At 76.6% G+C, this 13013-nt stretch carries 10 protein-coding genes; 3 read left to right on the top strand and 7 right to left on the bottom strand.

What is annotated here, in order from left to right; translation table 11 throughout:
• Positions 1 to 29 precede the first annotated feature (29 nt).
• A complete protein-coding gene (locus ABD324_RS20030; protein ID WP_344419087.1) occupies positions 30 to 1259 on the top strand; it encodes an ROK family protein in 1230 nt (409 codons plus the stop codon).
• Positions 1260 to 1272: 13 nt separating this feature from the next.
• Here ABD324_RS20030 and ABD324_RS20025 read toward each other — a convergent pair whose 3' ends face one another.
• The 4 genes from ABD324_RS20025 to ABD324_RS20010 all read right to left on the bottom strand — a co-directional run bounded on the left by ABD324_RS20025 (position 1273) and on the right by ABD324_RS20010 (position 8923).
• A complete protein-coding gene (locus tag ABD324_RS20025) occupies positions 1273 to 1938 on the bottom strand; it encodes a hypothetical protein (protein ID WP_344419085.1) in 666 nt (221 codons plus the stop codon).
• Positions 1939 to 2309: 371 nt separating this feature from the next.
• A complete protein-coding gene (locus tag ABD324_RS20020; protein WP_344419083.1) occupies positions 2310 to 6695 on the bottom strand; it encodes a hypothetical protein in 4386 nt (1461 codons plus the stop codon).
• Positions 6692 to 7408: a hypothetical protein gene (locus tag ABD324_RS20015; protein WP_344419081.1), complete on the bottom strand. Its 717-nt coding sequence runs from the start codon at positions 7406 to 7408 to the stop codon at positions 6692 to 6694. Before ABD324_RS20015 ends, ABD324_RS20020 begins: the two co-directional genes overlap by 4 nt.
• A 12-nt stretch (positions 7409 to 7420) precedes the next feature.
• Positions 7421 to 8923 (bottom strand): hypothetical protein, encoded by a 1503-nt coding sequence (locus ABD324_RS20010; RefSeq protein WP_344419079.1) that lies wholly within the window; start codon positions 8921 to 8923, stop codon positions 7421 to 7423.
• Between the two features lie 94 nt (positions 8924 to 9017).
• Between ABD324_RS20010 and ABD324_RS20005 the strand changes: the two genes are divergently transcribed.
• Both ABD324_RS20005 and ABD324_RS20000 read left to right on the top strand, forming a co-directional pair.
• Positions 9018 to 9302 carry a YggT family protein gene (locus tag ABD324_RS20005; protein ID WP_344419076.1) on the top strand — a complete coding sequence of 95 codons (285 nt, stop codon included), beginning with the start codon at positions 9018 to 9020 and terminating at the stop codon, positions 9300 to 9302.
• Between the two features lie 37 nt (positions 9303 to 9339).
• Positions 9340 to 9774 (top strand): DUF6157 family protein, encoded by a 435-nt coding sequence (locus ABD324_RS20000; RefSeq protein ID WP_344419073.1) that lies wholly within the window; start codon positions 9340 to 9342, stop codon positions 9772 to 9774.
• 1 nt (position 9775) lies between these two features.
• Here the strand turns inward: ABD324_RS20000 and ABD324_RS19995 are convergent, their stop codons facing one another.
• Genes ABD324_RS19995 through ABD324_RS19985 form a run of 3 tightly spaced genes read right to left on the bottom strand, consistent with a single transcriptional unit; the run spans position 9776 to position 12986 of the window.
• Positions 9776 to 10168 carry an STAS domain-containing protein gene (locus tag ABD324_RS19995; protein WP_344419070.1) on the bottom strand — a complete coding sequence of 131 codons (393 nt, stop codon included), beginning with the start codon at positions 10166 to 10168 and terminating at the stop codon, positions 9776 to 9778.
• On the bottom strand, positions 10165 to 11229 hold the full coding sequence (locus tag ABD324_RS19990) for a cobalamin B12-binding domain-containing protein (protein ID WP_344419067.1): 1065 nt from the start codon (positions 11227 to 11229) through the stop codon (positions 10165 to 10167). The genes ABD324_RS19995 and ABD324_RS19990 overlap by 4 nt, the downstream gene beginning before the upstream one ends.
• The gene (locus ABD324_RS19985; protein ID WP_344419064.1) at positions 11226 to 12986 is read right to left on the bottom strand and encodes a PP2C family protein-serine/threonine phosphatase; all 1761 of its coding nucleotides are present in this window, start codon (positions 12984 to 12986) and stop codon (positions 11226 to 11228) included. Before ABD324_RS19985 ends, ABD324_RS19990 begins: the two co-directional genes overlap by 4 nt.
• Between the last annotated feature and the right edge of the window lie 27 nt (positions 12987 to 13013).

The following is a 13013-nucleotide window of genomic DNA, read 5'->3' as shown; positions in this document are numbered from 1 at the left end:
GTGCAGTGCGGAGCCGGGGTGGGGGGCCGGTGACGGCGGCGGGGCTGCCGGCCGGGCCCGGGGCGCTGCGGCGGCACAATCTCGGGCTGGTGCTCGGCGCGCTCCGCGGCGGGCCGCTGTCACGGGCCGAGCTGGCGGCGCGGACCGGGCTGACCCGCGCGACCGTCGCGACGCTCGTCGAACCGCTGCTCGACGGCGGTGTGCTGGCCGAGGAGCTCGCCGTGCCACGTGGGGTGGGGCGGCCCTCGCGGCCGCTGCGGTTCCACGAGCGGGGGCCGGTGGCGCTGGGGGTGGCGATCGACGTCGACGCGCTCACCGTCGCCGGGGTGGATCTCGGCGGGCGGGTCGTCGCGCTGGAGCGGGTCGAGGGCGACAACCGGCAACTGCCCGCCGCCGCGATCCTGGCACGGGCCGGGGAGCTGGCGGCGCAGGTGCGGGCGGCTCTCGGTCGCCCGGTTCTCGGGGCGGGGGTGGCGGTGCCGGGGCTGCTGGGCGAGCCGGGGAGCGGTGCCGGGTCCGGTACCGCAGCCGGGTCCGGGACTGCGGGTGGGATCGGTGCCGCGGGTGGGATCCGCCGCGGTGGGGGCGTCGTGCTGCGGGCGCCGAACCTCCCGCTCCTCACCGGCACCCGGCCCGGGCCCGTGCTCGCGGCTGCCCTCGGCGTCCCCGTCTCGGTGGAGAACGAGGCGACGCTGGGCGCCCTCGCCCACCTCGGCCTCGCCCCCGACTTCGTGTACCTCTCGGCCGGGATCGGGCTCGGGGGCGGGGTGGTGATCGGCGGACGGGTCTTCCGCGGGGCGCGCGGGCTCGCCGGCGAGCTGGGGCACGTCGTGATCGAGCGGGACGGGCCGCGGTGCGGGTGCGGCGGGCGGGGCTGCGTCGAGCAGTACGCCGGGCGGGGCGCCCTGCTGAGGGACGCCGGTCTCCCCGACGTCGACGCCCTCCGGCACGCCCTGGATCTGGGGGAACGCCGCGCGACGGCCGCGGTGCGGCGGGCCGGGTCCGCGCTGGGCGTGGCGGTGGCGTCCGTGGTCAACCTGCTCGACGTCCCGACGATCGTCCTCGGCGGCGACTACGCGGAGCTCGCCGACGTCCTCGGCCCGGCCCTCGCCGGCGAGCTGCGGAACCGCTCGCTGCACCCCGACCCGCCCCGGGTGATCGCCTCCGACGCGGACGGGTCCGCCGCGGTCCGCGGCGCGGCGAGGCTCGTGCTGGAGGATGCCCTCCGCGCCCCGGACCGGCTGACCGCAGCGCCGTGACACCGCCCCTCGGTTACACGTCGGTCAGATCGCACGCGGCCAGTTCCTCCAGACCCACCCATTCCTGTGCCAGCCTCTCCCCCGCCGCGAAGAGCGCCGCGACCCGCGGGCGGAGATCACCCGGCAACCAGGACAGGTCGACGTCCGCCTTCCGACCGGGTTGCGGGATGCCGACGTCGAGCAGCAGGGCGTACAGGCGCGCTGCCGGCTCGAGGGGCGGCAGCCCGAGCCCGGCCGCGACGGTGACCGAACGGGTGGGGATCCGGACGCCCGCTGGGTCGAGGTCTCCGAAGTAGCGCAGGTCCCGCGGCGGGACGGGCTCGGCGGCAAGGGCCGCAAGCGCACTGCGCAGGTCGTTGCCCTGCCCGAAGACGAGCCGGCCGACCGCACCGCTGCCGTCCCGGGGCAGCGTGCGGGACAGCGAGTCGTAGGTCGCGACGTTCTCGACGATCAGCGTCACCGGTCCGGGCCCGATGGTCCCGGTGGTGACGGGGCGCCCCACCTGTCGCGTGCGCAGCAGCTCGGTGGAGAGGCCACCCCGGGTGAAGAGCCTGCCGGTGAGCATGCGGTCGAGCAGTTTCTCGTCCCCGAGCAGGTGCAACGACCGCTCGGCGGTGGGCACGTCGTGGGTCGCGGCCTCCTCCCTCAGCATGTCCTGGACACCGGAGAGAAGCAGCATCTCGTTCCCCGTCGGAGGCGGGCGCAGGGTAGTGAGGAACCTCGGGACCCAGCTCAGGCGATGGTGCCAACCCCGGCCGGGCGGCTGCAGAGCGGGGCGCGGGTCCCGGGGCCCGACCGGACGGGCCACCCGAAGCGGTAGTGGAGGGTGTGGGATGCGCTCCCAGGACCTGCCCGACTCCGAGGGGAGGATCGCCAGGCCGGCGTCGCGCAGCTCCTCGAGTGCGTCGCGCAGTCGGTGGCGTTGGTCCGGTGCGGCGATCAAGCTGGAGTCGGAGTCGACCGCCGCGCGGCGCAGATCCTCCATCGGCACCCACACCCGCCGAGACGTCCGGATCGTCTCGGCGAGGTGGGTGGCGAGCCTGGACAGCGTCACAGCAGGGTGAGGACCGGGTCGTCGCGGTGCAGGCGGGTGCTGTCGACCGCGCCCGACGGGTCGTCCCCGGCCTGCGTGCGGTCCGCGATCCGGACGTACTCCCGGCCCCGGTTCGCGCTGTTGCGGAGCCGGATGATGTTCGGGAAGCGGCCGACCGCCTTCATGTCCCCCACGCCCGTCAGGAAGATCAGCTGGACGCCGTTGGCGGCCGCGACCTTGCGCTGCAGGTCCAGGAACACGACGTAGTTGGCCTTGCCGAGCGGGTTGTCCAGCGGCAGGGCGCCGAGGCCGGGCAGGTCGCGGCCGCGGCTGGTGGCGCGCAGCTTGGCGACCATGCAGAACAGCAACAGCGAGATCGTCACCTTCTCGCCGCCGGACCACTTCCGCATCCGCTCGACCGAGACCCGCTCCACGGCGAGCGCGGTGGAGGGCTTGAGCACCCGGGCCCGCCAGTTCCCGTCCCCGACCACGGCGTTCGTGGCCTGCCAGAGCAGCTCCTGGCCGCGCGGGACCTCGGCGCCGCGGGAGGTCAGGAGGTCGACGAGGCGGGCGCACCGGTCCCGGACCACGACGTCGGCGGTCTCGACGGCCGAGCGGGGCCCGACGTCGAGGAACCGGTGCCCGGCCCAGGCCCCCAGGCTCTCCGGCAGCTCCGACAGCGACTGCGCCCGGGCCAGGGACTTCAGCGCCTGACGGACCATCCCGGTCATCGCCGTGACCACGACGGACTTGTGCTCCTCCAGCTCCTCCAGCCGGCCCTGCAGGTTGGTCGCGTACGTCTCCAGCTCACCGGCCAGCGACTCGGCCTCCGGGCCCAGCTCGCCGGCGACGTCGGTGACCCGGAACCGATCCCGCACCGCGGCCTTCACCGCGGCGAACCGGTCCGCGGCGGACCACACCACGATCTCGCGGGCGACCTTCTCGACGACGCCGCGTCCGCGCCGGACGGCGGTGCCGGCGGCGTCGAGCCGCGCGCGGACCGCCGCGACCTCGGCCTTCGCATCCTCCACGTCGACGACCCGGTCCGGCGCCTCGTCCTCGGGAGCCTCGATACCCAGCAGCTGTCCCTGGTGGCCCAGCTCGGACGCCCGCTCGCGCGCCTCCGCCCGCAGGCCACCTGCCTTCTCGTGCTCGGTGCGGGCCCGCTCGGTGGCGGCCCGCTGCTCGACGAGCTCCTCGGCCGCCTCCGCCGCGAGGGCCAGCGCCGTCGCCGCGTCCGCCGGGACGGGATCGGGCAGCGGCCCGCCCTGCGGGTAGCGGCCGGCCTCGTCCTCGGCGAGGTGGACGGCCGAGCGGGCGGCGCCGACGGCCTCGTCCGCGGCGCCCACGGCCGTCTCGGCGCGGGCCAGGGCGGCGGCCCGGGCCTCCGCGTCGACGGCCTCGGGTCCCCCTGCCAGCGCGGTGGCCGCGTCGACGACCGCGGCGGGGAGGGCCGCGACCTGCTGTGCGGGCCCCTCGACGGCGCGCCGGGCCTCGTCGAGCGCGGCGGCCAGCGCGGAGTCGGAGACCTCGCGGGCGTAGGCGCTCGCCGCGCTGTCGTGGGCCCGGCGGGCCTCGTCGAGCGGAACTTCCGCCGCGGTCTCCAGGTCGGCGGCGGGCACGTCCAGCCCGTCCCGTGCCTCGCGCAGGGCCGCACCGGCGCGGCGCAGGGTCGCTGCGCGGTCCTCGGCCTCACGGGCCTCGCGACGGGCGGCCTCCTCCTCCGACTCGCCGCGGGTGATGTCCGCGCGGGCGGCATCGATCTCCGCCGGCAGGGCCCGCGCGCGTTCCCGGGAGGGCTCGGCCCCGGCCAGGCGTTCGGCCAGGCCCGCCAGGATCGCGACCGCCACACCGGCCTCGCGGCGGATCCCCTCGGCCGCCTCGCGACGGGTCTCGCACTCCTGTTCGCGCTCGTCGACGGACTGGAGCTCGGCCGCAACACGCTCGGCGTCGACCGTCGCGCGGGCCTCGGTCTCCCGGGCCCCGGCGACCTCGGCGTCGAGGCCCTCGACGGTGCCGGGCGGGCAGTCCGCACGCAGCGCCCGCACGCGACGGCGCAGGTCCTCGTCCCGGTCCCGGGCGGCGCGGAGCCCGGCGTCCGCACTGACCCGGCCGGCCCGGGCCTGCTCGCGCGCGGCGGTCTCGGAGCCGCCCGCGGCAGGGTCGGTGAGGGCGGCTGCGGGGTGGATCAGCGTGTACGGCACCGCGGGCCGCTCCGAACCGTTCAGGGCGCCCGGGCCCCGCGCCGCCTCGAGATCGGCCGTGGTCGCCAGCACCAGCGCCGTCGTGGGCCGCAGGCCCGTGTCCTCGACCGCGGTCCGCGCGCGGACGAGATCGTCCGCCGAGTGCACCAGCAGGCCCGCGGCCAGGGCGGCCGCAGCCCGCATGACCGCGGTGTGCTCCCCCGCCGGCACCGAGTCCGCGAGGTACCGCCAGCCCGTCGTCACCGGGATACCGGCGGCCTCGACGGCCTCCTGCGCGCGGGCCAGGTCCAGGGTCGGCGGCAGCAGACCGGACGCGGCCAGCGCGGCGAGCGCCCGCTCGTCCTCGGCACCCTCGACCGCCAGCTCCACCCGCTGCCTCTCGGCGCGCGCGACCGACGCGGTGAGCAGCTCGTCCAGATCTCCGGCCTCGACCACCGGATCGAGCTCGTCGCCGCCGGTCAGGGCGCGCAGCCGGTCGTCCCCGGCCAGCTCGGTCACCCGCTCCCGCAGCGCCGCGGCGCGCTCCGCGGCGGCCCGCCCACGCTCCTGCGCGGTACGCCGCTCGGCGGCCAGCCCGTCGGCGGCGGCGCGCAGCTCCTCGCGGCGTTCCCGCAGGCCGGCGCGCTCCTCGACGAGCCGGCCGAGCTCGACGGCGGCCTCGCCGTCCGCGGCCCGGTGCCGCTCGACCGCGCTCCCGACCTCCTCGTCCGCCTCCACGTGCCCCGCGGCCCGGGCGGCGGCGATGCCGGAGTCCAGCTCGGCGAGCACGCCGCGCAGCGCCGCGAGCTCCCCGTCGAGCCTGCCGTGCACGATGGTCGCCGCGCGGGTGCGCTCGCGAGCATCCTCCGCCCGTTCCTGGGCCTCGGTCGACCGCGAGGCCAGTTCCCCTGCCTGCTCGGCCTGTTCGGCGAGGACGCCGTCGAGCGCGCGGGCGTAGCGGGCCGCGGCCTCGGCGAGCTTGCGCCGCAACGGCTCCGCGTCCTCCTCGGCAGCCGCGAGCTGCTCCTCCAGCGAGCGCACGCGGGCCCGGGCGCCGCGCAGGCGCAGCACCTCGACGACGCCGCGCCAGGCGGCGGCGGTTGCCCGGGCGGCGTCCTGCGTGTCCCGTGCACGGTCGAGCTCGGTGCGCGCGACGGCGAGCCGGTGCCGGGCCGCGACGCCGCGCAGCGCCCGCTCCCGTTCCTCGGTCCCGGCTGCTCGCCCGCGCAGCTCGGTGACCTGCGTCGACAGCTCCTCCTGGCGGTCCGCGTGCTCGGCCTCCTCGGCGCGGGCCCGCTGCAGCGACGCCGCGATCGCCCCGGCCAGCCCGGTCGCCCGCGCCTGGAGCGCCCGCTCCGCCGCCTCGGCCTCCTCGAGGCCGCCGCGGCCCTCGGCGAGGGCCCGCAGCCGCGGCACCGCCTCCGTGGCGAACGCCAGGTCCGCCAGCAGCTCCGGCCGCTCCGCGAGGCCCGCGCGCACCCGTTCCAGGATCGCCGAGACCTGCCCCGGCACCTCGGGATCGACGATCAGCTCCAGCAGGTACCGCACGAACTGGTCCGCGTTGCGGAACTGGAACTGCCCCTCGATGCCGCCCTCGGTGGCGTTCATCTGCAGCAGCGCGGTGAAGATCGCCGGATCGAGGCCCTGCTCGTCGAGCAGCCGCGACCAGCGGTCCTGCCCGTCGGTGATCGCGACGCCGGCCTTCGGGACGGCGTCCCAGCCGCGCAACGCGGCCAGGAACTCCTTCTGCGGCGCGGGTCTCCCGTCGAGCTCGAACGGCAGCAGGTCCAGCTCGGCGCGGCCGGCCTGCGGCGTGAACAGGTACCAGCGGGAGGTGAGCCGGTCGTGGTCGCGGTTGGGGTCCGCGGGCTGGGCCCGGTCCGCCCACTCGTGGACCGCGCCGGTGACCAGGCGCCGCCCCTCCGGCCCCGACCACTCGACGACGACGTGGGCCGTGTCCGCCCCGAGCACGTAGTCCTCGAGGTGCTTGCCGGTGGCCTGGGTGGCGAGGAAGTCCGTGCGCCGCGGCCGGATCAACGCGCAGATCAGCGACAGGACGGTCGACTTCCCGCCGCCGTTGCGCAGCCAGAGGATCGAGTCGAGCGGATGGCCGTCCCGCTCGTCCGTGAAATCGAGGGTGACGTCGAGGAACCGGGCCGCCGTCGGGCCCACGCGGTCCAGCCGGACGCGCGACATCTTCCACATGACGGGGGCGCTCACGAGACGCTCCGGAGCTCGCGCAGCGCGTCGAGCGCCGCCCCGCCGGCCGAGTCCGCGACGAGCAGCCGGAACCGGTCCGTGAGGTGGTACACGTCCGGGCCCAGGGTGCCGGCCTCGCGGGCCGCGCCCTGGTCCACGAGCCAGCCCAGCGCGTCCTCGATCGCCTTGAGGGTGCAGCCGCGGCCGCGCCGGCCGGTGGACGTGGTGATCAGCTGGGGCATGTCGGCATAAACCTCGGCAGCGGCGCGGGCGCGCTCCTCCGGCGTGCCCTCCGCGCCCTCCTGGGCCGTGAGGGTGTCGATGGCCGCGCGGAGGAACTCGTCGACCTTCACCACGTCGACCAGCTTGGTCTCGGGATCGTCGAAGTCGACGTCCTGCGGGTACGCGTAGGCCGCGATGCCGATCAGCACGAGACCGAACACCAACCGCTCCGCCTGGTCCATGGTCCGCAGGTCGGCGAGGCGGGTGGCGAACGCTCCGCCCGGATCGGGGGCGAGCACGATCCCGGAGCGCGGGGTGCCGAGCACCTCCAGGCCCAGGCCCTCCGCCAGGGTGTCGACGACGTCCCGGAACCGCAGCTCGGAGCGGTACCGGTCGAGCAGGGCGCGGTAGTCGCTGCCCTCGACCGGGCGGGAGCGGCGCTGCAGGCCGAACCCCACCAGCTCGGCGGCCGCCCGGACCTCCGTGAGGTCGGCGGCGACTGAGTTACTCACCGTTACTCACCGTTACTCACCCACGAGCTCCAGTTCCGTGTCCGGGACGGCAGCGGGTACGGCCCGCAGCACCAGGTTCCGGCCGCGCGCGAGCCGGTGGTCGAGGCGGGTGCCGTCGTCCTCCGCGACGAGGCCGGCGGCCAGCTCCGCAGATCCGTCCGCGCTGTCCGGTTCCTCGGAGTCCGCGGCGGGATCGGGCGCGAACGCCCACAGGGCGGTGAGGAGCACCAGCTCCGCGATCTCGTCGCTCGCGCACCCGTCGAGCAGGTCGGACAGCCGGGCGGACCCGGCGCGCGCGCCGTCGAGGACCCCGCGGGCGGCGTCGACGACGGCCTGCGGGTACCGCTGGACGTCCTCCTCCGCGATCTCCTCCAGCCCGGACTCCTCGGCGACCGGCTCGACGGTCTCGCGCTGCCGCGGCGGCGCCCACAGCTGGTCCACGAGGTCGTCGAACCGGACGAGCCGGGGCACGCTGATCCCGAGCGCCCTGTCCGCGAAGGCCGACGCCGCCTCCGCCGCCTGCTCGCGCGGCAGCTCCAGGGTCGGGCGCAGCACGTCCTCCCCCAGCGACAGCATGCGCAGCCGGCGGCGCTTCGCCAGCCGCTGCCGCACCTGCGCGGTCAGGAAGACCTCCCGGGCGCCGACGAGCCGTCGTTCCAGGTCGAGATGCACCTGCCGGACCCGCCCGAGCAGGTCCACGATCCGGCCGGACGCGGCCCGCACGTCGGGGCTCGTCGCCGAGTCTCCCGCGTCGAGCCCGCTCTGCACGTGCTCCAGGAACCGGTCGTCCTCGCCGATCCGCTCCTCGACGTGGCGGCGGGCGATGGTCAGCCGCTCCGGCACGTCGACCAGCCAGTCGTGGGAGCCGACGTCCCGTCGGGTGGCGTCGAGCAGCTCGGAGAGCGTGGCCGCGATCCCGACCGAGGTGCGCTCGGCCTGCGCCGCGGTGCGGACGGCGGCGTCGAACCGCCGGTCGTCGAGCTGGCGCTGCAGGACGTGGGCCAGCGCCCGGTCAGCGTCCTCGAGATCGACGTCCAGCCCGTGCAGGAACAGGGTGATCGCCTGGTCCGACGCGGTGAGCACCGGGCCGTACTCCGCCTCGCGCAGCGACAGCAGCCGGAAGGCGTAGGGCTCGCGGACGACCTCGGGCCCGGCGAGATCGGCGAACCAGTAGGTGAAGCGGCGGTGCTCGTGCGCCTCGTTGAGCAGCCCCTTGAGCACGACCTGAGCGACGTCCCGCGCCTGGCCCGCACGGTCCGGCCGCATCCGGGCGGCCAGCGCCGTGAGATCGTCCGCGACCTCCTCCAGCGTGGCCTCGCGGGCGAAGCCCATCGACCCGACCACCACGTCCACCGCGGCCAGGGCCAGCTGGCGCAGGTCGAACAGCTCGTCGTCGATCCCGGCGTGCGCCGCGTTGCGGACGAGCCGGGAGATCGGGTCGGTGAGCGCGAGGGCGCGCCAGCGGGCCCGGGCCGTGGCGTCGGCCGCGGGCGACACGATGGAGCCGACCGTCATGCCCCCGACCTTAGAAGGGGGGACCGACAGGAAACTCTCAGCCCCCTCTCACCTGCGAACCGGACACTCGGGGAGGTAACGAGAGGAGAACGTCGTGATCGCCACCCTGCTCGGCCTGCTGCTCGTGCTGTTCCAGCTGGTCCTGGTCGCCCGCATGGTCGTGGACTGGGTCGGGGTGCTGTCGCCCGGTACCGGCGGCAGCGGGCTCTACCAGGCCCGCCGCATCACCCACGGCATCACCGAGCCCGTCATCGCGCCCGTGCGGAGGGTGCTCGGACCGGTGCGGCTCGGCGCGGTGTCGCTGGACCTGGCGTTCCTCGCCGTGTTCGTCGGCGTGCTGCTCCTGCGGACGGTCGTGGTCCCGCTCATCCCGTTCTGACCGGATTCTGTCGGGGGTCGGGTCTACCGTCCCGGGCATGCAGCTGGAGAGCGTCGACTACGTCGATACGTTCATCGCCGTGTCCGAGGACTGCCCGGTCCCGGAGGGCACCGTGCCGCCCGACGCGAGGCCGACGATCGCGTCGCTGAGCTTCCGGATGCTCGCCGGCCGGCCGTACGAGCTGACCTCGGGGGACGTGCTGTTCGGGGTGCACGCGGAGCGGCGCGGCATCCCGGAGGAGGAGCGGGCTGCGGCGCGGGCGGAGTTCTTCGCGAAGCCCCAGCCCTGCCTGCGGGCCTCGGACCTGGGCCGGCGCTACGGCTGGGGCCTGCACGCGGACGGTGCGGGCCGCCTCGCGCTGGTCGGCGCGGGCACCCCGGAGTACGCGGAGTTCGCGGAAGGCCGTTTCCCGACGACCGGGGGCGAGCGGGGCACGGTGCGCCGGGCCATGCGCCGGGCCAGGAAGAAGTGAGTCAGGCGGGTTCGCCGTGGCGGCCCGCCGCCGCTTCCCCCTCGTCCCGGGCGGCGACCGCGGGGCACAGGGTGAACAGCACCTCGGCACCGGTCAGGCGCAGCACGCGGCGCAGCCCGTCGGTCACCCCGGCGAGCGTCACGGTGCCGTTGCGGCGCGCGGCGCGGCGCTGCAGGCCGATCAGCGCGGCCAGCCCGGCGGAGTCGCAGAACCGCAGCCGGGCCACGTCGACCACCAGGTCCGGCGCCCCGGCGGCGGCGCGCACGTGCTCCTCCAGAGCCGCGGCGGTGCCGTACGTCAGGTCGCCGACGAGCACGAGCGTGGTGTGCCCGTCCGCGGCGTGCGCCTCGATCCGCAGCGGCACCGGCCGGGCGTCCCCGGTGGTGGCGCTCATGCGGAGGCCCCCGCGACCTGCTCCCGCACCAGCGCGGAGCCGCGGGCCAGGCACTCCTGGGCGAAGGGGAAGTCGTGCAGGCCGCCGTCGAACTCGGTGAGGACCGCGTGGATCCCGTCGAAGCCCGCCCCGCGCTCGGTCAGCAGCGCGGCGAGCCAGCCGAGGTACCCGGTGAAGACCTCGGGATCGGAGAGGTAGACCGCGGCCGCGAGGAAGTCGACGGTCTGGGTGAGGTCGTCCTCCAGCCCGGCGTCCAGGCCGGCACCGAGGTCGCCGCCGGTCGAGCCGAGCGCGGTGCGGCCGTCGAGGGCGCGCAGGGCCGCCGCCACCAGGGTGCTGCGCCGTTCCCGGAGGCCGGCGTACTCGGCACCGGGGCCGTCGTCGCCGACCTGGTCCGGTTCGGGCTCGGGCCAGGGCAGCTCGTCGAGCAGCCGGACGGCCTCGCGCGCGTCCGGGGCCCAGGCGTCCACGCCCAGCTTGCGGGCCCAGCGGCCGTCCGCCCCGAAGCCGGGGCCGCCGGCGAGGACCGGGGTGCCGGTGCGCTGCGCGGCGACGATCGTGCGGTGCGCGGCGGGCAGGTGCACGGGCAGCGCACAGCTGACCGCGACCACGTCCGGGCCGTGCTGGTGCAGGTACGCCACCAGCTCCCCGGCCGGGACGCTCGCGCCCAGGAAGGTCACCGTCCAGCCCGCGAGCCGCAGGACCTCGGCCACGAGCCGGCCGGGCAGCGCGTGCCACTCGCCGTCCAGGCAGGCGAGCACGACATGGCCGCGGCTCCCGGGCGGGGTGCGCCGGCCCAGTGCCGCCACGACCCGCTCGTTGACCGCGGTAGCGGCGTGCTCCTGCGCCACGCTCCAGCTGCCCCGCTGCCAGCGCAGCCCCACCTCCTCCTGGCTGCGTCCCACCAGGTCCAGCAGCACGCGGGGTGGCGGCACCCCGGCGTCGAGGAGATCCAGGGCGATGCCGACGGCGGCGTCCTCGTCCGCGACACCCAGGGCGTCGAGGAAGTCCGCGTACGCGGCGGGGAGCAGGTCGGCGGGGACGGAGGGAGGGGAGGTCACGCACGCTCCTCTGCGGCGGGATCGGGGTCGGGCGTCCGGGTGCGCACGGAGTGCAGGTGGCGCTGCCCGGGGGCGCGCTCGGGGGTGGCGCGCGGCAGGGGTGCCTGGATGACCAGGACCGCGATGTCGTCGTGGGCCCCGGAGGCGAGCCAGCGGGTGGTGTGCTGCTCCACCCGCTCGGCGATCGCCGCGGCGGGCATCACGTGGCTGCCGGCCAGCAGCGCGGCCAGCCGCTCCTCGCCGAGGGTCTCGTGACCGCCGACGCCGCCGCGGGCCTCGCTGATGCCGTCCGTGTAGAGCACGCAGGCCTCGCCGGGGGCGAGGCGGACCGTGCGGCTGGTGAACCGGGCGGACGGGACGGCGCCGACCAGCATGCCGCCGATCTCGATCTCCTCCACCCCGTCCGCGCGCACGACGAGCGGGGACAGGTGTCCACCGCCGGCGAGCAGCAGCTCGAGGCCGCCGTCCGCGGTCGGCACGGCCGTGCCCAGCACGACGGTGGCGAAGGCCGGGTCGGCGTCCGGATCGGCCGCGTCGAGCATCGTCTCGTTGAGCAGCCGCAGGAGCGTGAGCGGATCGCGGTCGAGCCGGCGCAGCGCCTGGATGGACTGCCGGAGCTGCCCGGTGCTCACGGCGGCGTGCACGCCCTTGCCGCACACGTCGCCCAGGACGAACATCGCCTCGCCGTCGCCGGACCCGTCCGCGGGCCCGCCGGCGTGCACGTCGTAGAAGTCGCCGCCGATCAGCAGGCCCTCCTCGGCGGGCCGGTAGGCGGCGCCGAAGGACATCCCGGCCACCCGCGGCAGCTCGGGCTGCTGCAGGCTCCGCTTGAGGACGGCGGCGGTGCCGGCCTGGTTGGCGTAGAGCGAGGCCGCGGCGAGGGCGAGCCCGGAGCGCTGGGCGAACTCCTCGGCGAGCGCCTCGTCGAGGATCCCGGCCGCGACCGCGTCGGCCTCCTCGCGCAGGAGCACGAGGGCGCCCGCGGGGACGCCGTTGCCGGGCAGCGAGATGAGTGCCGCCGCGGGCCGTCCGCTCCCGGTCGCGGCCCAGGGCTGGCCGGCGAGGTCCTCGGCCAGCAGGGGCCGCGGCCCGGTGGAGAGACCGGCGAGCGCGTCCCGCAGCTCACCGGGCATGTCCGCCGCGTCGGCCCGGCCGCTGCGGGTGACCCGGTCGCCGTCACAGGCGTACCACTCGGACACCCCGGCCCGGATCGGCAGCACGACCACGGCGGCGTCCGCCAGCTCGGAGGACGCCAGCTCGACGACCGCCTTCGCGGTCCGCCCGGGGTGCAGGGAGAGCCCGAGCCGCCGGCTGGCGGTGGCCAGGAAGCGCGAGCGGGCCCGCTCCGCCAGCAGGTTGTCGAGCCGGCGACGGTGCTCGGTGACGTCCTCGACGTGCCAGGCGGTCCAGCCGTCGGGCAGGTCCTGGCGGCGCGCGGTCAGGGCACGGCCGGCGATCTGGCCGGCGCCGGAGTCGAGCGCGGCCAGCTCCCTCGGTGGCAGCTCGCCCTCGCGCAGCCCCGGCACCAGCCGCCGGGCTGCCGCGTTGGCCTGGCGGACGATGCCGCGGCCGTCGCAGGCGAGGACACCCACCGACGAGCCGTCGAGCAGGCGCTCGCTGAGGGAGACCGCGCGGGGCGCGGCCGGTGGTCGCGGCGTGGAGGCCGGGGCCCGGACGGGCGCGGAGGCGGTGGACGGGTCGATCGACCCGCCCCCGATTCCGGCCGCGATCCGGCCGGTGTCGCCGTCCTTGCTCATGGAGATGATCTCGGTGTACTTCCCTCC

It is taken from the genome of Pseudonocardia ailaonensis (genome assembly GCF_039531635.1).
GTDB lineage: Bacteria > Actinomycetota > Actinomycetes > Mycobacteriales > Pseudonocardiaceae > Pseudonocardia > Pseudonocardia ailaonensis.
This window is presented reverse-complemented; position numbering and strand designations above follow the sequence as displayed.

Excerpts from the sequence above, each read along its gene's own strand:
- ABD324_RS19985 (WP_344419064.1), bottom strand. The coding sequence starts at position 12,986 with ATGAGCAAGGACGGCGACACCGGCCGGATCGCGGCCGGAATCGGGGGC.
- ABD324_RS19995 (WP_344419070.1), bottom strand. The coding sequence starts at position 10,168 with ATGAGCGCCACCACCGGGGACGCCCGGCCGGTGCCGCTGCGGATCGAG.
- ABD324_RS20025 (WP_344419085.1), bottom strand. The coding sequence starts at position 1,938 with ATGCTGCTTCTCTCCGGTGTCCAGGACATGCTGAGGGAGGAGGCCGCG.
- ABD324_RS20010 (WP_344419079.1), bottom strand. The coding sequence starts at position 8,923 with ATGACGGTCGGCTCCATCGTGTCGCCCGCGGCCGACGCCACGGCCCGG.
- ABD324_RS20000 (WP_344419073.1), top strand. The coding sequence starts at position 9,340 with ATGCAGCTGGAGAGCGTCGACTACGTCGATACGTTCATCGCCGTGTCC.